The following is a 22,944-nucleotide window of genomic DNA, read 5'->3' as shown; positions in this document are numbered from 1 at the left end:
GGGGACCTCGTGTCCGTTTCCGTCCTCGCGACCGCCCGTCGTGCCGGTTCCGTCGCCGCCGTCGCCGCCGCCCTGGTGGGCGCCGTCACCCTGCCCGCCGCGGCCGCCGCGTCGCACCCCGCGAACCCGTCCCGCGACGCGGTCGTCATCAGCGGTGTCCAGCACGACCTGCAGGGACGCGCGGTCTTCTCCGGCCGTGCCCTGAACCGCGAGTGGGTGGACGTGACCAACACCGCCCGCCGGGACGTGAACCTGAGCGGGTGGACCCTGTCGGACGCCGACGGGAACCGCTACACCTTCCGTCACTTCCGGCTGGCCGGCCACGGCACCGTGCGGGTCCACACCGGGATGGGCCGGGACACGGCGAAGGACGTGTACCAGGACCGCCGCCGGTCCGTCCTGGACCATGCCGCCGACACGGTCACCCTGCGCAACGACCACGGGCGCTTCGTGGACTCGGCGTCCTGGGGTCTCCACCACCGTGACGGCGGGCACCGGCACGCGGGCGGCGACCGTCATGTGGGAGGGGGCCGGCACACGGGCGGCGACCGTCACGTCGGCGGCGACCGTCACGTCGGCGGCGACCGTCACGTCGGCGGTGACCGCCACGTCGGTGGAGACCGTCACATGGGCGGTGACCGGAACGCCGGCGACCACCGGCGCTGACGGTCCGACGGCCTGACGGCCGCTGCCGGGTCCCGGACCGGGACCCGGCAGCGGCCGTTCCGTGCTTCCTCAGCCGACGACGGGACCGCGCACGGTCGACGTGAAGACGGTCTCGCCGCCCTGCCGGCCGACCACCCGCACGGTCACCGTCCCGTCGCCTCCCGGGACCACCTCCGTCACGTCCACCCAGCAGGGGCTGTCGAGTTCGACGTAGCGGTCGAAGGTCGTGGACGTGCTCGCCGGGATCAGCGCACGGGGTGCCAGCCGGGCGCAGGCGGCCTGCCGGGCGCCCTCCAGCAGCACCATGCCCGGCAGATGGTCACCGCCGTGGTCGAACAGGATCGGATGGGTCAGGTCCGGGGTGAGCAGCCACCGGCCGGGCGTGTCCGTGAGGGTCAGCACCACGTCCGCGGGAGAGGTACGGCCCACCGCGGACGGCGGCATCGGGCGGACCGCGACCGCCGGGTCCGCCGAAGCCGTCTGCAGCGTCGGCCGGTTGGCCCGCAGACGCGCGTAGACGGACGGCGTGACGATCGAGTACACCCCGTCCCCGTGTGCCACGGGCAGGCCGTCCCGGCGCAGCGCGAACCCGATGCCCATCCGGCGTGCCGACGCCCTGCCGCGCGGCGCGGTGTCCGGGCACGTCACGTCGAGTTCGAAGTCCGTCGGCCGTGACCCGATGCGCAGGCGTTCCAGGTCGGTGTGGCAGCTGAGCGACCACAGCACGAAGTGGTGCCCGAGCGGGACACCGTGCTCGGCGTGCGTCACGAACATGCCGGCCTGCCGGAACGTCTCCGCGGCCTGGAGCGGGTCGTGGCTGGAACCGTCGGCGCTGTTGAAGAAGGTGTGGGCGCGCGGCCACTGTCCGGTGAGGGAGAACCGCAGCCCGTCGTCCTGCGCGGTGCAGCCGGTGAGGAACACCTCGGCCAGGGACGCCCGGTGGACGTACTCCTTCGGCACCGTGGTGGTCAGCCGGGGCAGTACGGGCAGAACGGCTCCGATCTCGCTGGCGGACAGGCTCATCGACAACCCCCCGTCGGAAAGCTCTTCGCTGGCTGAAGCTCTGTTCGACGCCTATAAGATACGGACCTACCGGTTTTCTCGGGTCGGCCACAAGGTAAAGGATTCGCCAAGTGTGATGAGACTCGATCCATGCATGACTCCGCTCAGTTGTGGTTTGGCCAAGTATTTTTGCGCTCAAGCAAGCTGAAGGCACGGCGAAAAACGGACTAACAGGCAGATGTCGGCGGCCGGTTATCGGTGCATGAGCGGTACGGCCGGTCTGGTTCAAAACCTCTGCAGCGGTCTCTTTCGGCCATCGCGCCGGGAGTTCGCCGCCCGCCCGGGCCACCCGCGCCACCGCCAGGACCGACGGCCACCGCACGACGGGCGAACGGCCCGCGAGAGGAAGACCCGATGGAACCACTGCGCACCCTGCGCCTCGCCGCCGTCAACATCGACGGCGTCCTGCTCAACGACAGCTTCAGCCCGGTCCTGCACCGCCTCGTCCTCAAGTACGGCGGCGCCTACACCCGGGAGTTGGAACAGCGGCTCTTCTCCCAGTCCCGACTCGCCGCGGCCCGGGTGCTGCTGGAGGAGACCGGCGCCGAGGTGAGCGAAGAGGACGCCATCGCCGACTACTTCGCGGAACGCGAGCGCCATCTGCGCGCCCATCCCGTCCATCCGCTGGACGGTGCCGAGGACCTCCTGCACCGGCTGCGCGCCGCGGGCCTGGACGTCATCTGCTACGGCGGCCTCGACGAGGACCACTTCCGCCGCCACCTCGGCGCCTGGGAGCACCTGTTCACCGCCCCGCACTACATCTGCACCAACGACTTCCGCCCCGGCATCCGCGAGATAATCGAGGACCACTTCGGCCTCGCCCGGCACCAGGTCCTCTTCATCGACGACGTGGCCCGGTTCGCCGGTCACGCCAAGGAACTGGACGTGCCCTTCGTCGGCCACCCCAGCACCTTCGAGCACGGCTTCCAGCACGAGCTGATGCGGGAACTCGGCGTCCGGCACCTGGTCGGCGACCTCGCCCAGATCGACGAGGAGCGCCTGCGCACCCTCGACAGGGAAGCCGCCCTCGACGTCTTCTGGCACGACGCCGACTCCCTCTCCGCCACCGCCGGGGTGACCGCATGACCGCGCCTGAAGGAGCCGCGCTGGCGGGCCGGGTGGCCCTCATCACCGGCGCCAGCAGCGGCATCGGCGCGGCCGCCGCCCGCGTGTTCGCCCGCCAGGGTGCCGTCGTCGTCCTGACCGCCCGCCGCGAGGACAAGCTGCGCGACCTCGCCGACGAACTGCGCGCCGAGGGCGCCGAGGCGAGTCACCGCACCCTGGACGTGCGGGACACGGAAGAGGTGCGCCGCACCGTCGAGTTCGCCGTCGAGCGCTACGGCCGTCTCGACGCGGCCTTCAACAACGCGGGCGTCGCGCTGCCCAAGACGCCGATGCACCTCATCGACGACGCCGACTACGAGCGGGTCACCGAGACCAACGTGCGGGGCGTGTGGAACTGCCTGCGCCACGAGATCACGGCCATGCTGGAGACCGGGGGCGGCTCGATCGTCAACACCAGCAGCGTGGGCGGCCTGGTCGCCTCCTCGACGGCCGCGCCGTACATCGCCTCCAAGCACGCGGTGATCGGACTGACCAAGGCCGCCGCCGTCGAGTACGCCCCGCACCGCATCCGCGTGAACGCCATCGCCCCGGGCCTGACCCGCTCCGAGATGATCGACGAGTGGTTCGCCAAGTCGCCCGAGAACGAGGCACGGGCCTACCGTTCCGCGCCGCAGGCCCGCGCCGCCGATCCGGCGGAGGTGGCGGAGGCCGCCGCCTGGCTGTGCAGCGACCGGGCGAGCTTCGTCACGGGTGCCACACTTACCGTGGACGGCGGCCGCACGGCCTGGTGAACTGCCCGGACCGCTCCCGTGCCGGCGCCCGGCGCCGACGCGGGACCGGCCGGGAATCGGCCCCGCGCGGCCGAAATACCGACCCCCGATTGGGGTAAGGTACGTCACGTCCGGTTTTGTTTTGACCGAGGAGGGGTCCCCATGGCGCGTCAGGAGCGTGCGATTCGGACCCGCCGTGCTGTTGTCGAGGCCGCGGCCGCGGTCTTCGCCGAGCGCGGATACACGGCGGCGACCATCGCCGAGATCCTCGAACGGGCCGGAGTGACCAAAGGCGCCCTGTACTTCCACTTCGACTCCAAGGAAGCCCTCGCGCGCGGCGTGATCAACGCCCAGATCAGCGACGACTACTGGGTGCCGCGCGAGCTGAAGCTCCAGGAGTGGGTGGACATCGGCATGACGCTGGCCCACCGCATCCCCAAGGAGGTCATCCTCCTCGCCGGCATACGGCTGTCGGCCGACCTCCAGGGCCGTTCGCTGTTCGGCAGCGCCTGGCCGGCCTGGACCGAAGTGGTGACCGAGAAGCTGGTGGAGGCCAAGGAACGCGGCGAGGTACTGCCGCACGTCACGCCGCAGGAGACCGCGGAGTGCTTCCTCGGCGCCTGGATCGGGACCCAGTTCATGTCCGAGGTCGTCTCCGACTGGACGGATCTCAACGACCGCATCTCCGTGCTCTACAACCACGTACTGCCGGCCATAGCGACTCCCGCGGCCCTGATCCGGCTGGACACCGCGCCCGACCGGGGCGCCCGGGTCGTCGAGGAAGTCGAGCGCCGACGGCAGGAATCACCGGTGGCGACCGAGGCCTGACCCGCCCCGGAACCCGGACGTCCGGGGCCCGCCCGCACTCCTTGCTCTGACAAACCTACCAAGCGTGCTGTTTGCTAGGGTTCTCGAATCGCAATGTTGCAGGCCCAGGGGGAATCGGACCGTCCAATTCCGGATTCTCCCGGATCAACAGGGGGATCGCGATGGTCAAGCAGCTCCGGGCGGCCCGAACCCGCCAGGCCCTCGTCCATGCCGCGGCCGAGACCTTCGCCGACGACGGATACGCCCTGTCCTCGCTGCCCGCGATCAGCCGGCGGGCCGGAGTGAGCGCCGGAGCGCTGCACTTCCACTTCCCCAGCAAGGACGCCCTCGCGGTCGAGGTGGAGGGCGCCGCCCGCCGGAGCATCGAGCGCATGGTCGCCGACCGCAGACCGTCGGCCGCCTCCGCCCTGCACCTGCTGATCACGGTCACCGGGGACCTGCTCGTCATGGCGAGCACCGACGTCGTCGTCCGCGCGGGCTTCAAACTGAGCGTCGACCCCTCGCGCAAGAACGGCGCGGGCTTCGCCTGCTGGTGGCGGACCTGGGTGCGCGAGCAACTGCTGCGGGCCCAGCACCAGGGCGAGCTGGCCGAGGGCGTGTCGCCGGACCGGGTCGCGGCCGTGGTCGTGGCCGCGACGGTCGGGTTCGAGGTGCTCTGCGCCGCCGACCGTGACCGGATCTCGCCCCAGCACGCCGAGCACTTCTGGACATTGATGCTCCCTCAGCTCACGGCGCACAGCGGCGAGTTCGCCGGGCTCGCCCTCTCCGATTCCTGACCGGAAGTCAAGTCCCGACAAAGGCGATCGGGTTCGGTTTGACAAACCGCGCATGCCGTTTTTGACTCGGGGTGCCCGGGACTCGCCTCGGAGCACCCGAAGGGCGGACGGGCAGGGAGACGGCGTGGACATCGGCATACTCGGCGCGTTCGACGTGCGCGAGAAGGGCGTCTCCATCACCCCGACCGCGCCCAAGCCGCGTCAGGTGCTGGCCCTGCTCGCCCTGCACGCCGACCGGGCGGTGCCCGTCGCCACGCTCACCGAGGAACTCTGGGGCCAACGGCCGCCGCGCAGCGCGCGACCGACCCTGCAGACCTACGTCATGCACCTGCGGGAGCTGATCGCGCAGGCGTCGGCGGCGGGCGGCGCCGGCGGCCGCCCGCCGAAACAGGTGCTGCGCACGATGCCCGGCGGCTATCAGCTCGACAGCGGCGAAGGCACCAGCGACGTCAGGGAGTTCGACCGGCTCGCCCGGACCGGGTACCGGGCGATGGACGCGGGGGACCACCGCGAGGCCGCGCGGCTGCTGCGCAGCGCGCTTGACCTGTGGACCGGTCCGGCCCTGGCCGACGTCCCGGCCGGGGACTGCCTGCGCGCCGAGACCACCGGTCTCGAGGAGAGCCGGCTGTGCGCGCTGGACCGGCGCATCGAGGCCGACCTGCGGCTGGGCCGGCACCGTGAACTGATCGCCGAACTCACCGTGCTGGTCACCCGGCATCCCACCCACGAGAGCCTGTGCGGGCAGCTGATGCTGGCCCTGCACCGCTCCGGCCGCCGCGGCGAGGCACTCGCCGCCTACCAGCGCCTGCGCGCCACCCTCGTCCGTGAATTCGGCCTGGAGCCCTCGGCGGTGCTCGGCAGGATCCGGCAGTCGGTCCTCACGGCCGCCGAGGACGACCCGAGGGCCGACGACGTCACGGGCCCGCTCAGCCAGGCCGGCTGAGGCTTCCCGCGGCGCGCGGCCGGCGGCCCCCGAGCAGGACGGCGAGGGCCCCGGCCGTCAGCAGGCCGCCCGCCAGGAACACCGACCGCACCCCGTACGCCGGCAGGATCAGGCCGCCGAGCGCGGCGCCCGCCGCGATACCGGCGTTGTAGAGGCCGGAGTCGGCGGCGAGGGCGATGTCCGTACGGCCCGGCGCGCAGTGCAGCATCGCGTTCTGGGCCGCCATGAACACCGGCCCGAGCGCTCCGCCGGTCAGGACCAGGAACACCACCGCCGGGACCGGCTGCCCGCCCGCCGTACCGAGGCCCAGCATGCCCACCGTCTGCACGGCCACGGCGGCGGTCAGCGCGGACTCCGGGAAGCGGTCGAGGAGCGCGCCGGTCACGGCCGTGCCGGCCAGACACGCGACCCCGAAGACGACCAGGAGCAGACGGACGGCGGCCGGCGTGAACCCGCTCACCTCTCCCAGGAACGGCACGACGTAGGTGTATCCCGCGAACGCCCCGGTGGCCGACAGCGTCCCGGCGGTCAGCACCAGCGCGAACCGGCGGGCGTCGGGCCGGGTGCCGTAGGCCGCGGGCGCGTCCTGCGGGCGTGACGTGGGCAGCAGCGCCGCGATCGTCACCAGGGAGACGAGCGCCGGCACGGTCAGCGCCGCCACCGGGGTCCGCCAGTCGCCGTGCCGGCCCAGCCAGGTCCCGGCGGGCACACCGAGGACGAGGGCGAGCGAACCGGCGACGGACAGCGCGCCGACGACCCGGCCCCGGACCCGGGGCGCGAACAGGCCCACCGCGACCGGTCCCAGCACCGCCCAGAACAGCGCCTGGGCGAGCGCGGTCAGCAGCCGTGCCACCAGGAGCTGCTCGTAGGACCCGGCGAGTGCCCCGGCCGCGCCGGACACGACGAGCGTGGCGAGCAGTCCGGCGAGCACGTGCCGGCGGGGCACGGTCCGGGTGGCGTGCGCCAGCGGCAGCGACGCCACGGCGACCGTCAGGCCGTACCCGGTCACCAGCAGGCCGGCCGCCGGCAGCGACACCCGCAGGCCGGTGGAGATCTGCCCCAGGAGACCGACCGGCAGGTTCTCGGCGGTGTTGAAGGTGAAGGCGGCCAGCATCAGGGCGCCGAGCAGCGCCGGCGCGTGCCACCGGGCCGGGCGCGGCACGCGCACGCCACGGCCGCCCGCACCGGCCCGTCGCTCCTGGTCCACGGCACCGTCCATGGCACCAGCTCACGGGGTCGGCGGGGTGGCCGCAACCGAATTCCGCCGCTCAACGGCTCCCGACGTGCCGGGCGATCCGGACGGCCGCGAACTCCGTGCCCGCCACGAACCGCATCATCGGCCCGAACATCGGCGCCGCGAGCGAGCCGGTGAAGTACAGGCCCGGCACCGACGACTCGAACGTCCCGCGCAGCGCGGGCGCCTTCGACCCCGGGACGCACGCCACCGCGCGGCGCACCGTGGGGGAGAGGAACGGCAGGGCGTCCAGGTCCAGCCGGTAGCCGGTGGCCGCCAGCACATGGTCGACGGTCAGGGACTCGCGCGCGCCCCCGGGACCGGCGACGTCCAGGCGCACCGCGGGCCCGGAGAGCGCCGCACCGGTGATCCGCCGCGAGGTGAGCACCGGGACGACGCCCTCCACCCGGTCCCGCAGCCACCAGCCGCCCGAGGGGCCGAGGGCCCGCCGGAACAGCAGCAGCCGGGCCGCCGCCGGACACCACCGCACACCGCCGGGTGCCGCGCACACCCCGGCCAGGATCCAGCCCGTGCCCAGCGGCGAGGACGGCTTGGCCAGCCGCTGGGTCCAGGGCCGGGCCAGGTCCGGGGCCATGCCCCACAGCACCGTGCGCTCCCGCACCAGGACCCGTGCCTCGGCGCCCGCCTCGTGCAGCAGCGCGGCGCTCTCCAGGGCGGACTGGCCACCGCCGACGACCGCCACCCGCCGGCCCGCGTAGACGGACAGGTCGGTGTGGTGGCTGGTGTGCGAGACGGGGGCGGCGGGGCCCGGTCCGCCGGGGGCGAGGCGTCGTAACTCGTCCGGGACGTGGGCCAGTCCGTTCAGCCCGGTCGCCACCACGACGGCCGCCGCCGCCGTCTCCTGCCCGTCGTCCGAGCGGACCGTGAAGCCGCCGGAGGCCGGCCGCTCGACCGCGGTCACCCGGGCCGGCTCCACCTCGCCGACGTACCGCTTCCTGAACCACTGCCCGTACCGTACGAAGACGTCGCACGGGATCGGGGTCAGCTCGGTCAGCTCCGGCTCGCCGTGCTCGCGCCGGAAGTCCGCGAGCCGGGCGCCCGGCACCGGCGCCGACAGGTCCGTCGCGGCCGGTGTCGATTTCAGGAACATCCCGGTGGCCATGGCGTGCCGCCAACTGCCCATCACGTCGCCGAAGACGCGGACCGGCGCTCCGGCCGCCCGTAAGTGGGCGGCCACCGACAGTCCGTACGGTCCGGCACCGATCACGACGACCGGTGGCCGCCCGTGCCCGGCGCGCGCCTGCTCCGGGGCAGGCCGCCGCCCGGGAAGCGACTGCGTCATGGATCCCTCCGCTGGTCTGCTCGCCGCCCTCCCCAGGACGACGCGACACTGCGGGATGGCACGCCCGGCGTGACACGGCCGTGCTCGTCCCCCCTCCGCGGGTGAGTCTGTCCCACGCGGCCGACCCCGGAAACGATATCCATACACGTTGGCCAAAACTTGGTCGAATCATACGACAAGCGGATGATGGTGGGTCGTTGACGTGCGACGGAGAGCCTCCGACGGCCGCGGTCCCGACAGGACCGGACGGTGCCCGGCGCCCGTCCCGAGGCGCGGACGGGCCGCCCGCCCCCCGGACCGCCCGGCTACCATCGGCGTGTGAACACCTACTGGCACGTCGTCCTGCCGCCGCTCAGCGCCTGACGGGCGCACCCGCGACGGCTCGAACCCGCGCTCCCGGCCCCGCCTCCGCGGCCGCCCGGGGCCCGCGTCGTGCGCCCGTTCCGAAACCGGACCGCAGACGGTATTCGACGACGGAAGTTCACGACTGTGCCCAACGACACCTCATCCCGCCCCTCCCTGCCCCGCGCCGGCCGGACCCCCGCGCGCCCCCGCCCGGCCGCACCGCTCGCCGGGCCGGTCCCGATCCTCACGGCCGCCGTGCTGTGGGGCACCACCGGAACCGCCGGCTCCTTCGCCCCCGCCGGAGCACCGGCCGCCGCCGTGGGCGCCGCCGGTCTGACCCTCGGCGGCCTCCTGCTGTTCCTGACCGCACCAGGCGCCCGCGCCCTGCCCCGCACCTGCACCGTCCGCGAACGCGCGCTGCTCGTCCTCGGCGCCCTGGCCGTAGCCGGATACCCCATCACCTTCTACCCCGCCGTGGCCCGTACCGGCGTCGCCGTCGCCACCGTGGTCGCGCTCGGCGCCGCTCCCGTCTTCGCCGGCCTCCTCGGCCTGCTCACCGGCCGGTCCCGGCCCACCGTCCGCTGGGCGCTCGCCACCGGCGTGGCCGTCCTCGGCTGCGCCGTCCTCGTCCTCGGACCCCGGCTCGCCGGCGACCGCGCCCCCGTGGACGCGGCCGGTGTCCTGCTGGCGGGCCTCGCGGGGCTGTCGTACGCCGGCTACGCCCTCGTCGGCGGACGGCTCATCGCCGGCGGGCACGCCTCGGGCGCGGTGATGGGCGCGATGTTCGCGGGGGCCGCGCTGCTGGTGCTGCCCGTGCTGCTGCGGGAGTCCGGACCGTGGCTGCCGACGGCGCGCGGCGCGTTGGTCGTCCTGTACCTCGGGGCGGTCACCACCTTCCTCTGCTACCGGCTCTTCGGGTACGGGCTCCGGCACACCGGCGCGCAGACCGCGACGGCCCTGACCCTGGTCGAGCCCGCGGTGGCGGCCGTGCTCGGCGTCGTGGTCCTCGGCGAACGGCTCCCGGCCGTCTCCTGGTGCGGACTCGGCGTGATGGCGCCGGGAATCGTGCTGCTCACCCTGCCCGTCGGCGTCCGCGGCCGGCGACGGTGACCGGAAGTCGGGTCAAGTAACCGACCGAATGGCGCTGTTCGGACTGTTCTTCGCACCGGGAAGCGGCGCGGGCCGCGGCCCTGCCGAACCGTCCGGTCGGTGTCCCGCCGGGCCGCAGGCCGCCTGAAAACCGCACGGAGCAGCCACTTGGGCGCTTCTCGGGGCGGCGGGCGACCCCGAAGGGTGCCCGCCGTACCCGGGGCGACGGACGGTCTGTTGACAGACCGGTTGTGCTGTTTTCTACTGGCGGAGTGTCAGGTGAGAGGATCAGGGAGACGCGTGTGGACATCGGGCTGCTGGGCGCACTGGACGTGCGGGAGAACGGGGTCTCCATCGCCCCGACCGCCCCGAAGCCCCGCCAGGTGCTGGCCCTGCTGGCCCTGCGCGCCGACCGGATGGTGCCCGTCCCCGCCCTCGTCGAGGAACTCTGGGCCGGTGCCCCGCCGCGCAGCGCCCGCACCACCCTGCAGACCTACGTCCTCCAGCTCAGGGAGCACATAGCGGCCGCGCTGCGCACCGGCTCCGGTCCCGACGACGCGGCCGCACCGTCCGCGAAGGACGTCCTCACCACCCTGCCGGGCGGCTACCTGCTCGCCTCCGGGGGCGGCGGCAGCGACATCCGCGAGTTCGAGCGGCTGCGCGAACTGGGCTGCCGGGCCATGGACGACGAGGACTTCGCGGGTGCCTCCCGCACCCTGCGGCAGGCGCTGGACCTGTGGACCGGGCCGCCCTTCGCCGACGTCCACACCGGCGCCCATCTGGCCATGGAGGCGCGCCGGTTGGAGGAGAGCCGGCTGTGCGCCCTTGACCAGCGCATCGAGGCCGACCTGCGGCTCGGCCGGCACCGCGAACTGCTCGCCGAACTCACCGTCCTGACGAGCCGTTACCGCTCCCACGAGAACCTGCACGCCCAGTTCATGCTGGCCCTGTACCGCTCGGGACGGCGCGGTGAGGCGCTCCACGTCTACCAGCGGCTGCGCACCCTCCTCGTCAGGGAACTCGGCCTGGAACCCTCGGCGCGGCTGCGCCGCCTCCAGCAGTCCATCCTCACGGCGACCGCGGAGGACCCCGGCGGTTCCGGGCACGACCGCGACCCGGCCGTACCGGCTCCGGGCGGCGGACTGGCCCGCGTGCCCTGAACCACCGCCGCGGACCGGCACCTTCGCCCGCACGGGCCCGGACGTGGTGAACGTCCGGGCCCGGAGCCGGCGGTCGCGTGGTACGGCGTCCGGTGCGGACGGGGTCAGGACGGCAGCGGCGCGCACAGGACGGCGGCGGGCCCCGGGGTGCTGCCCAGCCGGGTCGTGAAGGCGACCCCGGCGATGTACTCGCCGGCCGCGCACTGGCCCTTGTAGGCGCCGTAGGCGAAGTCGTCGCCGGCCGCGTCGGCGGGGCGGTTGTCGGAGCGGTCGAACCACACCGTCCGTCCGGCCGCGCTCGGCGTCGCACGCGCGGGCACGCACAGCACCGCCGAGACCCGCTCGCCGCGCCGGCTGTAGCCGATCACGAACTGGCCCGCCGGGCACTGCAGTTTGGTGTACCCGGAGGCCCAGTCGCCGCCCGCCGGGACGTACCGCTCGTCGGTGACCACCGTCCGGTCCTGGCCCGCGGCCCGCAGGTCGCCCGCGGCCGCGTCGGTGCACAGCCCGCGACCGCCGGAGTGCGCGAGGCCGGTCAGCCGCAGCCCGTCGGGACAGACCGCCTTGTAGGCGCCCGAGTCCCAGTCGCCGCCCGCCCGGACGCGCACGGACTCGACGGCGTCGCCGTGGTCGGTGGCCAGCATCCGCCAGGTGGTTCCCGGCGCGATGTACCCCGTGCGGCCGGGGGAGTTCATCAGGTGGTCCCAGGCCGTGGCCCGCCAGTCGCCGCCGTCGAGGATGCCGTACCGGTGCCCCGCGCCGTCGTAGCGCAGCAGCGCCCAGTCGTCGTGGCCCTCCCAGCCGACCAGCGGCCAGTACGCGAAGTCGGTGTCGTGGTCGGTGAAGTAGTCGGTGATGTTGCCGAACCAGGTGCGTGCGGCGGTGCCGGTCTCGCCGGCGCCGATGCCGAACTCGCTGACCCACACGGGCGCGGTGTAGTGCTTGCCCTCGGTGGTGACGTAGAAGGCCTGGTCGGCGAGGACCTGGTAGAGCTGGTCGCGGGTCATGTCCTGGTAGCGCAGGTCGCTGGTCTCGCCGATGCCGGTGGCGCCGCTGTGGTGCGGGCCCGTGTAGCCGTAGAAGTGCGCGGAGTACACCAGCTTGTGGGCGTCGACGAGGGTGTGGGAGAGAGTGCGGACCGGGGCGAGGGTGGGGCGGTCGTGCGCGAAGCCGTCCACCGGGATCCCGGTCCAGTTGATGCCCTCGACGACGATGAGCAGGTTCGGGTTCGCCTCGGTGAGGATCCGGTCGCCGGCGAGCTGGGCGGCCGCGTACCAGTCGTGGGCGTCGCCCAGGCCCCAGTTGGGGTCGTCCAGGACGTCACGGCGCACCTCGTTGTAGAGATCGGCGCCCACCACACGCGGGTTCGCGGCGTAGCGCCTGGCCATGAAGACCCAGTCGTCCGCCCACTGCCCGGTCGACTGGCTGCTGTTCCACCGCTCGTTGCCGTCGATGCCGCAGCACCAGCGGGAGGTGTTGGTGTGGTTGTTGAGGATGACCGCGAAGCCCGCGTCGGTCAGGGCGGTCACGACGGCGTCGTAGACCTGGAGCGGGGTCTCGCCGCGCAGCGCGGGGTTGGCGGCGACCGCGGCGTCCGGCACCGGGGCCGTCGTGTGGATCATCTCGTTCGAGAACGGCAGCCGGACGCTGTTGATGCCGAGCGTTTGGAAGTCCGACATGAGCTGCGGGAGGGGGACGCGGTCCAGGCCCAGCGGGATGCCGTGGGAGTCCTGGCCGGCGTGGTGGTCGGCGGGGTCGTCGATGCTGCCGCTTCCGTTCCAGGACCCCTGGGCGCCGTCCCAGTTGGCGGCCTTGAGGCGGAACCGGTTCCCGGCGGAATCGACGATGTAGCGGCCGCGGGTGGACAGCGGCGGCTGCCAGGTGCCGGTGACGGACACCGCCGGTTCCGGGGTCGCGGAGGCGGCCGGGGCGGTGGAGCGTGGTGCGGCCGTCGCCGGGGCGGTGGCGGAGAGGGTCAGCACCGTCAACAGTGCTGTCAGGTACGTGACAAGCTTGACGAACTTCGTGATCGACATCAGCCGTCCTCGGAGTGGATGCCGCGTGGGGGCGCGGCACTTTACCAAGGCACGCGTCAGCGGAGAAGCGGTTCCCCGGACCCGCACGCCTCGGCCGTCCAGCCCTCCAGATCGCGCTCCGGACGCAGCAGCCGGCGTATCGCGGCGGCCGAGGCCCGGTGCCAGTCGTGGCTCCGCCGCAGCATCGCGTGATCACCGCCCCTGAGCAGCACCATTCCGGCCTGCGCGCCCGCGGCACGGGCCCGCCGCACGTACCCGGCCGACTCGGCGGGCTCGGTGACGCGGTCGCGGTCGCCGTGCAGGACCAGGATCCGCGTCCCGGAGAGGTCGTCCACCGGGTCGCCGGGCGGACACCAGGGCGCCAGCGCGAGCACCCCGCGGACCGAGGGGTCGGCGGCGGCCCGCAGCGCGGCCCGGCCGCCCATCGAGTGGCCCACCAGCACCACGGACACGTCCCCGGCCAGGCCGCGCAGTTCGTCGAGGGCGCGCAGGGTGTCCTGCAGCGGGTCGGCGTCGTCGTTCCAGCCGCGGTACCGGTAGCGCACCTGACCGACCAGTACGTCGCGGGGCGAGGAGACCGACGCGGCCGCGCTCACGAACGGGCGCATCCGCAGCGCCGCCGGCTGCCACGGCCGCGCGGGCCTGCGGCCGTTCTCCTGCCCGCCGTGCAGCACCAGCACCGCCGCGCGCGCCCGGTCCCGCGGCGCGCGGCGCACCACCAGGGCGCCGCCGCCCGCCTCGACGACCCGTCCGTCGACCACCGCGTCCACCTCTGCTTCCTCAGGCCCGGTGCGTGCTGCCGACATCAAACACCGCCCGGGGAAGCCGCTGCCACCGAGAAGGGCTGAGCGGTCCGTGCCATCGCCGTGAACATCTCCGCGGTGGACACCGGTTCGGCGGACGTCGGCTACGCTCCACCCGCGCACCGGGGACGCACAGCGGGGGTGGGGACATGACGGAGGTTGTCGGCGAGCCGGAGAAGCGGGTGAGACCGGCGGTCCAGGTGATCGCGGCGGTGGCCGTGTTCCTGGCCGTGATCGGCGCCCTGTGGGCCCAGCGGGTGATCTTCCCGCAGCAGCAGACGGGCAGCGTTCCGGCGTCCTGCTCGAAGTCGGCCGACCGGCTGCCCGCCCGGTACGTCTCCGGCGCCCAGCTCTGCGAGGCGCTGAACCGCCCCGACCTTCCGGCCCTGCTGGGAACGCCCCGGGAACAGGCCGAGACCGCGAGCGGCAACGGGGACTGGATCACGATGGCCGGCGGCACGAAGATCGCCTCGCCCGACGCCACGGTGACCCTGAAGACGTACTCCGTGAAGCTGTCGGCGTCCTACGACCGGCTGTCCGTCGCCGACGTGGAGGGCCTGATGGACGGCGCGCGCACGACGACCGTGCTCGGGCACCCGGCCGTCCTCTACTCCAGCCCGACCGTCTCCATCGGCTTCAGCCTGGGCGGCGGGAAGGCGAGCACGGGTCCCGGCGGCACGGCGCGCTGCCTGCTGGTCTCCAGGCATCCGAAGGACGACGGCCAGGGCTCGTTCGAGGTCGCGCTGTGGCGGCAGGACGACGTGCTGCCCGACGACTCGGCCCTGGAACGCGTCGCGGAGCAGGTGCTGCGGACGGTACCGGGCTGGGACGGCAACTGAGCCGGTCCCGCGGAGGCCCGTAACGGCGGCGCCGCCGCGGCGCCCCCCCCGTGGAGGGCCGCGACGGCGGGTCCGGTCCGGTGCCGTGGGTCAGGTGCTCACGCCGGAGCCGGCAGCGACGGCAGGGCGGGCGCGGAACCGAGGAGGCCGGTGACCGCGGCCAGGACGGGGGCGAGCAGGCCGGTGACCGCGCTCAGCACACCACCGAGGTCGAGAGAGGTCAGCGAGGCCAGCAGTTTGCCGACCGCGGCCTGGATGGCGCTCACCAGGTCCGAGACGGGGTCGGCCGCCCGCACCGAGCGGCCGGTGCCGGCGGCCCCCGCCGCCTTCAGCCGCTTCTGCAGGGCGTCGCTCCACGCCTGCACCTGCTTGGCGTAGGCGGCGGCACCGGCCTGGTCGAGAGCGCCTCCGTCGGCCGCGGCCAGCTGGGGCAGGGTGTCGAGGAAGGAGGTCAGGGCGGGGTCGAACCGCGTCGGGTCCATCGCTTCGACGCGGGACAGGAGTTCGGCGACATCGGTGCCGGGCAGCAGCGGCGCCGACTGCGCGGCACCGGTTCCCGATCCGTCTTGGCCGGCGTCGGCGGCGGCAGCGCCGGCGGCCGCCGGACCGAGGACCAGGGCGGCACAGACCAGGGGGGAGACCAGGAGACCGCGGGAGGCTAGGGCGCGCATGGGGTTCCTTTCGGACTGCTGTCTTTCGCCCACCCTCGAAAGACCCGCGGGGCGCCGCAACCGGTGTCCGGGCCCACGACCCGCCCGCCCTGCCGTCCGGACCACCCTGACCAGCCGGTTCTCCTTGCCACTTGACCGTTTCCGGTGCCGGCGGACGGTTGGCCCGTCGGAGTGCCCGCGGCCGGGCCGCGCATGCGAAGAGCCCCGCCTGCGAGGTACGCAGGCGGGGCTCTTCCAACGGAGCGCCGGGCAGGCCTTGCACCTGCATCTCCCCACAGGAAGCGGGGCGTCTTTCCTTGGACCACCGACGCGTCGCGCGCTCCCCGATGTGGAGTGCCGCACGCGTGACCGACCCTAGCGGGATCGAGGTGTTCACGCCAAATCGGAGGGGGCAGCGCTACGCCTCCGGGACACGCTCCAGGTCGTGCAGCCACGCCTTCGCCGAGCCGTCCGACGGGGCGCGCCAGTCGCCGCGGGGCGAGAGGGAACCGCCCGCCGAGACCTTCGGGCCGTTCGGCATCGCCGATCGCTTGAACTGGGCGAAGGCGAAGAACCGGCGGCAGAAGTAGTCGAGCCAGTGCCGGATCGCGGCCAGGTCGTACTCTTTGCGGTCGGCCTCGGGGAAGCCCGGCGGCCAGGCGCCCGCCTCCCGGTCGTGCCACGCGTGCCAGGCCAGGAAGGCGATCTTCGACGGCCGGAAACCGTGCCGCAGCACCTGGTAGAGGGTGAAGTCGTGCAGCGCGTACGGGCCGATCTTGGACTCGGTGGACTGCAGCTCCTCGCCCGGCACCAGCTCGGGGCTGATCTCCGTGTCGAGGATGGCGGTGAGCGTCTCGCCGGTCTCCGGGTCGAACTGCCCACTGCTGACGACCCAGCGGATCAGATGCTGGATCAGCGTCTTCGGCACACCGGAGTTGACGTTGTAGTGGCTCATCTGGTCGCCGACACCGTAGGTGCACCAGCCGAGCGCCAGCTCCGAGAGGTCACCGGTGCCCAGCACGATGCCGCCGCGCTGGTTGGCGAGCCGGAACAGGTAGTCGGTGCGCAGCCCGGCCTGCACGTTCTCGAAGGTGACGTCGTACACCGGCTCGTCGGCCGCGAACGGGTGGCCCATCTCCTTGAGCATGAGGCGCGCGGTCGGCGTGATGTCCAGCTCGGCCGCGGTCACGCCGAGCGAGTTCATCAGCCGGTGGGCGTTGCCCTTGGTGTGCTCGCCGGTGGCGAAGCCGGGCAGCGTGAAGGCCAGGATGTCGGTGCGCGGGCGGCCCATCCGGTCCATCGCGCGGGCCGCGACGATCAGCGCGTGCGTGGAGTCGAGGCCGCCGGACACCCCGATGACCACCTTCGGGCCGCCGATCGCGGTCAGCCGCTGCTGCAGCGCCGCGACCTGGATGTTGTACGCCTCGTAGCAGTCGAGGGCGAGGCGTTCGGGGTCGGCGGGCACGAACGGGAAACGCTCGACCCTTCGGCGCAGGCCGAGGTCGGCGGCGGGCGGGTCGAGCCGGAACGGGACGGTCCTGAAGTCACCGGTGCGGGCCGCGTGCGTACGCCGGTTGTCGTCGAAGGAGCCCATCCGGGCCCGCTCCTGGCGCAGCAGGTCGAGGTCCACGTCGGCCACCGCGTACTGGTCGTCCAGCGGGAACCGGTCCGTCTCGGCGAGCAGCGCGCCGTTCTCGTAGATCATGGTCTGGCCGTCCCAGGACAGGTCCGTGGACGACTCGCCGAGCCCGGCCGCCGCGTACACGTACGCGGCCAGGCAGCGCTGCGACGCCGAGCGGCACAGCAGCTTGCGGTCCTCCGCACGGCCGACGGTGATCGGGCTGCCCGACAGGTTCACCAGCACCGTCGCGCCGGCCAGCGCGGCCTCCGCGCTCGGCGGCACCGGCACCCACATGTCCTCGCAGACCTCGGCGTGCAGCACCAGACCGGGCACGTCCTCGGCGTCGAACAGCAGGTCCACCCCGAACGGCACCGACTCGCCGCCCACCCGGATGGTGCCGCCCCGCTCGTCGTCGCCCGAGGCGATCTGCCGGCGCTCGTAGAACTCCCGGTAGTTCGGCGGGTACGACTTCGGCGCCACCCCGAGGATCCGGCCGCGGTGCACGAACACCGCGCAGTTGTAGATCCGGTTGCGGTGGCGCAGCGGCGCACCGACGACGAGGACCGGCAGCAGACCGGCCGAGCCGGCCGCCACCGTCGCCAGGGCCTCCTCGACCTGGTCGAGCACCACGTCCTGGAGGAGCAGGTCCTCGATCGAGTAGCCGGTCAGGCCCAGCTCGGGGAAGACGGCCACGGCGACCCCGTCCTCGGCGCAGCGGCGGGCCTGGCGCAGGACCGCCTCGGCGTTGGCGCGCGGGTCGGCGACGACGGTGTGACCGGTGCACGCGGCGACCCGCGCGAAGCCGTGCTCATAGATCGACCAGAAGTTCAACGGGGCTTCCTCGGGAGAGACGGACACGGTGCGGATGCCGGAGGGAAGGCGTCGCCGCGGACGGGCACCCTCTCCTTCGACGGTCCGGCGGACCTCCTGCACCAAGAAGCATAGATCGGCGGTGATCACTGCTGACCAGGGGATTCCGGGCGCGCCGCGGGCCGGACGTCCGGCAGGGGGCGTCCGCAGGGCGGAGAGCCGGGCCCACGGCGGGACCGGTCAGGAATGGAGAAGCGTCAGGGTTCCACCCCGGCTAGCGTGGCGGCCGTCGACGGAGGTCCCGCGCAGCGGATGGAGACGGGTTTGAGCATGGCCGGAAAGACCGAGACGCACGTGGCGGACAGCCACGACCTGATCCGTGTGCACGGGGCGCGCGAGAACAACCTCAAGGACGTCAGCATCGAGATCCCGAAGCGCAGGCTGACGGTCTTCACCGGGGTCTCGGGTTCGGGCAAGAGCTCGCTGGTCTTCGACACGATCGCCGCCGAGTCGCAGCGGCTGATCAACGAGACCTATCCCGCCTTCGTCCAGGGCTTCATGCCCAACCTGGCCCGCCCCGAGGTCGACGTCCTCGAAGGACTGACCACCGCGATCATCGTCGACCAGCAGCGGATGGGCGGCGACCCCCGCTCCACCGTCGGCACCGCCACCGACGCCAACGCGCTGCTGCGCATCCTCTTCAGCCGCCTCGGCACCCCGCACATCGGCTCGCCCAAGGCCTTCTCCTTCAACATCGCCTCGATCAGCGGGGCGGGCGCCGTCACCGTCGAACGCGCGGGCCAGAAGGTCAAGGAACGGCGCAGCTTCAGCATCACCGGAGGCATGTGCCCGCGCTGCGAGGGCCGCGGCGCCGTCACGGACCTGGACCTCGGGCAGCTCTTCGACGACACCAAGTCCCTCAACGGGGGCGCGATCACCGTCCCCGGCTACAAGGGCGGCGGCTGGAACTCCCGGCTCTACGCCGAGTCCGGTTTCTACGACCCGGACAAGCCGATCAAGAAGTTCACCAAGAGGGAACTGCACGACTTCCTGTACCGCGAGGCGACCCGCATGAAGATCGCGGGCATCAACATGACCTACGAGGGTCTGGTCCCGCGCATCCAGAAGTCGATGCTCTCCAAGGACAAGGAGTCGATGCAGCCGCACATCCGCGAGTTCGTGGAGCGTGCGGTCACCTTCGCCACCTGCCCGGAGTGCGACGGAACCCGTCTGAACGAGGGCGCCCGCTCCTCGAAGATCGCCGGGATCAGCATCGCCGACGCCTGCGCGATGCAGATCAGCGACCTGGCCGCGTGGGTCGAGGGCCTCGACGAGCCGTCGGTGGCGCCGCTGCTGACCACCCTCCACGACACCCTGGCGTCGTTCGTGGAGATCGGCCTCGGCTATCTCTCCCTCGACCGGCCGGCGGGCACCCTGTCCGGCGGCGAGGCGCAGCGCACCAAGATGATCCGGCACCTCGGCTCCTCGCTCACCGACGCCACCTACGTCTTCGACGAGCCCACCACCGGCCTGCACCCGCACGACATCCGGCGCATGAACGGCCTGCTGCTGCGGCTGCGCGACAAGGGCAACACGGTGCTGGTCGTCGAGCACAAGCCGGAGGTCATCGCGATCGCCGACCACGTCGTCGACCTCGGTCCCGGTGCCGGCGCGGGCGGCGGCACGGTCTGTTTCCAGGGCACGGTCGAGGGCCTGCGCACCTCCGGCACGGTCACGGGCCGCCACATCGACGACCGGGCCGTCCTCAAGGACGGCGTCCGCGAGCCGACCGGGGCGCTGGAGATCCGGGGCGCGAGCACCCACAACCTCCAGGGCGTCGACGTCGACGTCCCGCTCGGGGTCCTGACCGTCATCACCGGTGTCGCGGGATCCGGCAAGAGTTCGCTGGTGCACGGCTCGATCCCGGCCGGTGCCGGGGTGGTCTCCGTCGACCAGGGCGCCATCCGCGGGTCCCGGCGCAGCAACCCGGCGACGTACACCGGACTGCTGGAGCCGGTCCGCAAGGCCTTCGCCAAGGAGAACGGCGTCAAGCCGGCCCTGTTCAGCCCCAACTCCGACGGCGCCTGCCCCACCTGCAACGGCGCCGGCGTCGTCTACACCGACCTGGCGATGATGGCCGGCGTCGCCACCACCTGCGAGACCTGCGACGGCAAGCGGTTCGAGCGGTCGGTGCTCGACTACCGGCTGCACGGACGTGACATCAGCGAGGTGCTGGGCCTGTCGGTGAACGAGGCCGTGGAGTACTTCTCGGCCGGCGAGGCGAACATCCCGGCCGCCCAGCGGATCGCCCAGCGGCTCCAAGACGTCGGCCTCGGCTACCTCACCGTCGGCCAGCCGCTCACCACGCTGTCCGGCGGCGAGCGCCAGCGCCTCAAGCTCGCCACGCACATGGCCGACAAGGGCGGCGTCTACGTCCTCGACGAGCCGACCGCGGGCCTCCACCTCGCCGACGTCGAACAGCTCCTCGGCCTGCTCGACCGGCTGGTCGACTCCGGCAAGTCCGTCATCGTCGTCGAGCACCACCAGGCCGTCATGGCCCACGCCGACTGGATCATCGACCTCGGGCCGGGCGCCGGTCACGACGGCGGGCGGATCGTCTTCGAGGGCACCCCGGCCGACCTGGTCGCCGCCCGTACGACCCTCACCGCCGAGCACCTCGCCGAGTACGTCGGAGCCTGACGTCCCGGAGCGTGCCGCCCGGCGCGGGAACCTGTCCGGCGACGGTTCCGGCGCCGGGGCGGCCCCTCCTGGAGTGCGCGGCGCCCGGCCACGTGGAGGCGGTCCGCCGGGCCGTCTTCGACGCCCTGACCCCCGCGCAGTTGACCCTGTTCGCCGAGGTCGGCGAGGCGGTCGACGCCGCGCTTCAACGCATGGACGCCGACGGCGCCGATCCGGAGCCGCTGCCCTGGCACCGCCGCTGGGCCGGGTCCGCGCGGGAAGAGCGGCGGGGCCGCCGCGGACCCGGAGGTCCGCGGCGGCCCCGGAGCCGGCACGCGGTCAGTCCTGGTCCTGGGCCTCCGGGGCGAGCAGGATCGCGGTGTGGGTGCGGTGCGCGACGGCGTCGCTGACCCGCGGGTCGAACAGCGCCTGCGCGGCGCTGCGGTGGTGCGGGCTGAGCACGATGAGGTCGGCGTCGAACTCCTCGGCGGTCTCCGAGATGGCGGCCGCGACCTGCGTGGTCAGGCCCCGCAGGAGGGTGCCCTCGGCCTTGACGCCGTTCTCCCGGAGGGCGGTGAGCGCCTCGTCGAGAACGGCCTGGGCCTCGGCGTCCTCCTCCAGCGGGACGATCGCCGCGACCGAGGCGGCGGAGGCGATGACGTGCACGACGCGGACCTCGGCGTTCGCGAGCTTCGCGAGGTCGCCGGCCAGCCGTACGGCGGAGCGGCGCGCGGGGCTGGGATCGACGGCGACGAGGATGCGCTGGAACACGGACACGGTTGTTCCCCTTTCGGGGCGCGGAAGGTCCTCTCGGTGTTCTGGGACGCCGGCGGCCGGCGTGACGGCTCGGCGCGTCCGGCGCCGAACGAGTTCTTCCGTCCCCATGGTGTGATCATCTCACCACTCGTCGGCGGCCGGGACGGGGGTCCGTGTAACGCCCACTGAACCGCGGGAGGCCGGCCGGTGCCGGCCGCTCCGCCGCCGTCGCGGTCAGGGCGTGGTGAGGCCGATGGCGCGGTCCAGGGCCTCGGGGTGCAGGACCCGGTTGATGCCTTCGAGGAGGTAGTAGTCGGCGTAGGGGAGGGAGACCTCGATGCCGTCCTCGGCGGGCCGGTTGCGGGTGCACCGGGCGACGACGGCGTCCGCCCGGCCGGAAGCCCTGGTCAGGCAGGTCTCCGCGAGCGCGGTCAGCATGCGCAGCGCGATGGTGCGGTACTTCTCCCGGCCGGTCGCGGCGGCCAGGTCGAGGAGCCCGCAGGCCGTCACCGCCCCGGCGGACGCGTCCTTGATGTCGTAGGGGTGCTGGGGCGCCCGGTAGTCCCAGACGGGCACGTGATCCGGGGTGAGCACGCCGATGGCGTAGTCGGCCAGCCGCGTCGCCGTGGTGAGGAACCGGGCGTCGGCGGTACGCCGGTAGAGGGTGGTGAACCCGTAGATCCCCCACGCCTGCCCGCGTGACCAGCAGGAGGTCGGGCTGTAGCCCTGCACGGTGTTGGGGCCGATCGGGGCGCCGGTGGCCGGGTCGAGGTCCCAGACGTGCGGGGTGGAGCCGTCGGCGCGCGGGAAGAGGCGCTGGGCGGTCTCGGCGTGGGCGACGGCGATGTCCCGGTAGGAGGGGTCGCCGGTCTGCTCGGTGGCGAAGAAGAGCAGATCGAGGTTCATCATCGTGTCGATGATGATGCGCCCGGCGTTGGCGGACTCGTCGAGCGCGCCCCAGGCGCGCAGGAACCGGCCGCGCGGGTTGTAGCGCCGGCTGAGCGAACCGGCCGCCTGCACCGCGCCGGAGCGCCACTCGTCGTCCCCGGTCAGGCGCCAGGCGGTGACCCAGGAGGGGGTGAAGAGGAAACCGAGGTCGTGGGTGGTGGTGTCGGTGCGGCGGGGCGCGAGCTTGCGGGCGGAGTCCAGGGCGAGGGCGCGGAAGCGGTCGTCCCCGGTGTGCAGCCAGCACATCCACAGCGTGCCGGGCCAGAACCCGCCGACCCAGTCGCCGTTCTGTGAGTAGGTCCACTTCTCGAACTTGGTCGAGACGGGGAAACCGGTGACGCCGGGTGCCACCGCGCGGACCTTCTCGGCCGCGTAGCCGGCGGCGTCCTCCAGGATCCGCGTGGTGGCGGCCGGCACGTGTCCGGCCGCGGCGTACGCGGGCAGCGGTGCGGTGGCGAAGGCGGCCGTGGCGCCGCCTGCGGTGGCCAGCACGGCCCGGCGGGAGATGGACATGACTGCCTGCCTCTCCAACTCGACTGTGGTGCACGGAAGTTGAAGGAG

19 protein-coding genes are annotated in these 22,944 nt (G+C 73.2%); 10 read left to right on the top strand and 9 right to left on the bottom strand.

Features of this window, described 5'->3' with window-relative positions:
• Positions 1–9 precede the first annotated feature (9 nt).
• A complete protein-coding gene (locus ACIQOE_RS33010) occupies positions 10–666 on the top strand; it encodes a lamin tail domain-containing protein (RefSeq protein WP_401415374.1) in 657 nt (218 codons plus the stop codon).
• A gap of 69 nt (positions 667–735) precedes the next feature.
• Here ACIQOE_RS33010 and ACIQOE_RS33005 read toward each other — a convergent pair whose 3' ends face one another.
• On the bottom strand, positions 736–1,689 hold the full coding sequence (locus tag ACIQOE_RS33005; RefSeq protein WP_401415372.1) for a ScbA/BarX family gamma-butyrolactone biosynthesis protein: 954 nt from the start codon (positions 1,687–1,689) through the stop codon (positions 736–738).
• Between the two features lie 393 nt (positions 1,690–2,082).
• Between ACIQOE_RS33005 and ACIQOE_RS33000 the strand changes: the two genes are divergently transcribed.
• The 5 genes from ACIQOE_RS33000 to ACIQOE_RS32980 all read left to right on the top strand — a co-directional run bounded on the left by ACIQOE_RS33000 (position 2,083) and on the right by ACIQOE_RS32980 (position 6,110).
• Positions 2,083–2,814, top strand: coding sequence for an HAD family phosphatase (locus tag ACIQOE_RS33000; protein ID WP_351323220.1), 732 nt, complete (start codon positions 2,083–2,085; stop codon positions 2,812–2,814).
• The gene (locus ACIQOE_RS32995; RefSeq protein WP_351323221.1) at positions 2,811–3,584 is read left to right on the top strand and encodes a glucose 1-dehydrogenase; all 774 of its coding nucleotides are present in this window, start codon (positions 2,811–2,813) and stop codon (positions 3,582–3,584) included. Before ACIQOE_RS33000 ends, ACIQOE_RS32995 begins: the two co-directional genes overlap by 4 nt.
• Positions 3,585–3,725: 141 nt before the next feature.
• The gene (locus ACIQOE_RS32990) at positions 3,726–4,391 is read left to right on the top strand and encodes a ScbR family autoregulator-binding transcription factor (protein ID WP_351323222.1); all 666 of its coding nucleotides are present in this window, start codon (positions 3,726–3,728) and stop codon (positions 4,389–4,391) included.
• A gap of 161 nt (positions 4,392–4,552) precedes the next feature.
• On the top strand, positions 4,553–5,167 hold the full coding sequence (locus ACIQOE_RS32985) for a ScbR family autoregulator-binding transcription factor (protein ID WP_401415369.1): 615 nt from the start codon (positions 4,553–4,555) through the stop codon (positions 5,165–5,167).
• 124 nt (positions 5,168–5,291) lie between these two features.
• Positions 5,292–6,110: an AfsR/SARP family transcriptional regulator gene (locus ACIQOE_RS32980; RefSeq protein WP_351323224.1), complete on the top strand. Its 819-nt coding sequence runs from the start codon at positions 5,292–5,294 to the stop codon at positions 6,108–6,110.
• Here ACIQOE_RS32980 and ACIQOE_RS32975 read toward each other — a convergent pair.
• Together ACIQOE_RS32975 and ACIQOE_RS32970 are read right to left on the bottom strand one after the other, a co-directional pair.
• Entirely contained in the window at positions 6,094–7,224 is a 1,131-nt protein-coding gene (locus ACIQOE_RS32975; RefSeq protein ID WP_365557318.1) for an MFS transporter, read from the bottom strand. The two genes, ACIQOE_RS32980 and ACIQOE_RS32975, sit on opposite strands and share 17 nt — an antisense overlap.
• A gap of 154 nt (positions 7,225–7,378) precedes the next feature.
• Positions 7,379–8,647, bottom strand: a complete 1,269-nt coding sequence (locus ACIQOE_RS32970; protein WP_401415367.1) for an FAD-dependent oxidoreductase — start codon at positions 8,645–8,647, stop codon at positions 7,379–7,381.
• 489 nt (positions 8,648–9,136) lie between these two features.
• On the opposite strand from ACIQOE_RS32970, the gene ACIQOE_RS32965 reads away from it, so the two are divergent.
• Both ACIQOE_RS32965 and ACIQOE_RS32960 read left to right on the top strand, forming a co-directional pair.
• Entirely contained in the window at positions 9,137–10,102 is a 966-nt protein-coding gene (locus ACIQOE_RS32965) for an EamA family transporter (RefSeq protein WP_365574504.1), read from the top strand.
• A gap of 281 nt (positions 10,103–10,383) precedes the next feature.
• Positions 10,384–11,241: an AfsR/SARP family transcriptional regulator gene (locus ACIQOE_RS32960; RefSeq protein ID WP_365574501.1), complete on the top strand. Its 858-nt coding sequence runs from the start codon at positions 10,384–10,386 to the stop codon at positions 11,239–11,241.
• A gap of 104 nt (positions 11,242–11,345) precedes the next feature.
• Here the strand turns inward: ACIQOE_RS32960 and ACIQOE_RS32955 are convergent, their stop codons facing one another.
• Both ACIQOE_RS32955 and ACIQOE_RS32950 read right to left on the bottom strand, forming a co-directional pair.
• Positions 11,346–13,277, bottom strand: a complete 1,932-nt coding sequence (locus ACIQOE_RS32955; RefSeq protein ID WP_365574498.1) for a cellulase family glycosylhydrolase — start codon at positions 13,275–13,277, stop codon at positions 11,346–11,348.
• 56 nt (positions 13,278–13,333) lie between these two features.
• Entirely contained in the window at positions 13,334–14,047 is a 714-nt protein-coding gene (locus ACIQOE_RS32950; protein ID WP_351323229.1) for an alpha/beta fold hydrolase, read from the bottom strand.
• Positions 14,048–14,229: 182 nt separating this feature from the next.
• Here ACIQOE_RS32950 and ACIQOE_RS32945 point away from each other — a divergent pair, with 182 nt between their 5' ends.
• On the top strand, positions 14,230–14,919 hold the full coding sequence (locus ACIQOE_RS32945; protein WP_401415363.1) for a DUF6215 domain-containing protein: 690 nt from the start codon (positions 14,230–14,232) through the stop codon (positions 14,917–14,919).
• 98 nt (positions 14,920–15,017) lie between these two features.
• On the opposite strand, the gene ACIQOE_RS32940 is transcribed toward ACIQOE_RS32945, so the two are convergent.
• Together ACIQOE_RS32940 and ACIQOE_RS32935 are read right to left on the bottom strand one after the other, a co-directional pair.
• Positions 15,018–15,590, bottom strand: a complete 573-nt coding sequence (locus tag ACIQOE_RS32940) for a hypothetical protein (protein WP_401415361.1) — start codon at positions 15,588–15,590, stop codon at positions 15,018–15,020.
• A 397-nt stretch (positions 15,591–15,987) separates the two neighbouring features.
• On the bottom strand, positions 15,988–18,021 hold the full coding sequence (locus tag ACIQOE_RS32935; protein WP_399010932.1) for an NAD(+) synthase: 2,034 nt from the start codon (positions 18,019–18,021) through the stop codon (positions 15,988–15,990).
• A gap of 309 nt (positions 18,022–18,330) precedes the next feature.
• Between ACIQOE_RS32935 and ACIQOE_RS32930 the strand changes: the two genes are divergently transcribed.
• Positions 18,331–20,700 (top strand): ATP-binding cassette domain-containing protein, encoded by a 2,370-nt coding sequence (locus ACIQOE_RS32930; protein WP_401415359.1) that lies wholly within the window; start codon positions 18,331–18,333, stop codon positions 20,698–20,700.
• 318 nt (positions 20,701–21,018) lie between these two features.
• On the opposite strand, the gene ACIQOE_RS32925 is transcribed toward ACIQOE_RS32930, so the two are convergent.
• Both ACIQOE_RS32925 and ACIQOE_RS32920 read right to left on the bottom strand, forming a co-directional pair.
• Positions 21,019–21,456, bottom strand: coding sequence for a universal stress protein (locus ACIQOE_RS32925; protein ID WP_351323233.1), 438 nt, complete (start codon positions 21,454–21,456; stop codon positions 21,019–21,021).
• 213 nt (positions 21,457–21,669) lie between these two features.
• Positions 21,670–22,896 carry a glycoside hydrolase family 88 protein gene (locus ACIQOE_RS32920; protein ID WP_362641303.1) on the bottom strand — a complete coding sequence of 409 codons (1,227 nt, stop codon included), beginning with the start codon at positions 22,894–22,896 and terminating at the stop codon, positions 21,670–21,672.
• Positions 22,897–22,944 lie beyond the last annotated feature (48 nt).

The sequence above is a fragment of the Streptomyces sp. NPDC091282 genome (assembly GCF_044757385.1).
Lineage (GTDB): Bacteria > Actinomycetota > Actinomycetes > Streptomycetales > Streptomycetaceae > Streptomyces > Streptomyces gramineus.
Note: the sequence above shows the minus strand (reverse complement) of the source record. Positions and strands in the feature narration are given on the sequence as shown.

Bases quoted from the DNA above. Each gene is read 5' to 3' on its own strand.
- ACIQOE_RS33005 (WP_401415372.1), bottom strand. From the start codon at position 1,689: ATGAGCCTGTCCGCCAGCGAGATCGGAGCCGTTCTGCCCGTACTGCCC.
- ACIQOE_RS33000 (WP_351323220.1), top strand. From the start codon at position 2,083: ATGGAACCACTGCGCACCCTGCGCCTCGCCGCCGTCAACATCGACGGC.
- ACIQOE_RS32995 (WP_351323221.1), top strand. From the start codon at position 2,811: ATGACCGCGCCTGAAGGAGCCGCGCTGGCGGGCCGGGTGGCCCTCATC.
- ACIQOE_RS32990 (WP_351323222.1), top strand. From the start codon at position 3,726: ATGGCGCGTCAGGAGCGTGCGATTCGGACCCGCCGTGCTGTTGTCGAG.
- ACIQOE_RS32985 (WP_401415369.1), top strand. From the start codon at position 4,553: ATGGTCAAGCAGCTCCGGGCGGCCCGAACCCGCCAGGCCCTCGTCCAT.
- ACIQOE_RS32975 (WP_365557318.1), bottom strand. From the start codon at position 7,224: ATGCTGGCCGCCTTCACCTTCAACACCGCCGAGAACCTGCCGGTCGGT.
- ACIQOE_RS32970 (WP_401415367.1), bottom strand. From the start codon at position 8,647: ATGACGCAGTCGCTTCCCGGGCGGCGGCCTGCCCCGGAGCAGGCGCGC.
- ACIQOE_RS32955 (WP_365574498.1), bottom strand. From the start codon at position 13,277: ATGTCGATCACGAAGTTCGTCAAGCTTGTCACGTACCTGACAGCACTG.
- ACIQOE_RS32945 (WP_401415363.1), top strand. From the start codon at position 14,230: ATGACGGAGGTTGTCGGCGAGCCGGAGAAGCGGGTGAGACCGGCGGTC.
- ACIQOE_RS32940 (WP_401415361.1), bottom strand. From the start codon at position 15,590: ATGCGCGCCCTAGCCTCCCGCGGTCTCCTGGTCTCCCCCCTGGTCTGT.
- ACIQOE_RS32930 (WP_401415359.1), top strand. From the start codon at position 18,331: ATGGCCGGAAAGACCGAGACGCACGTGGCGGACAGCCACGACCTGATC.
- ACIQOE_RS32920 (WP_362641303.1), bottom strand. From the start codon at position 22,896: ATGTCCATCTCCCGCCGGGCCGTGCTGGCCACCGCAGGCGGCGCCACG.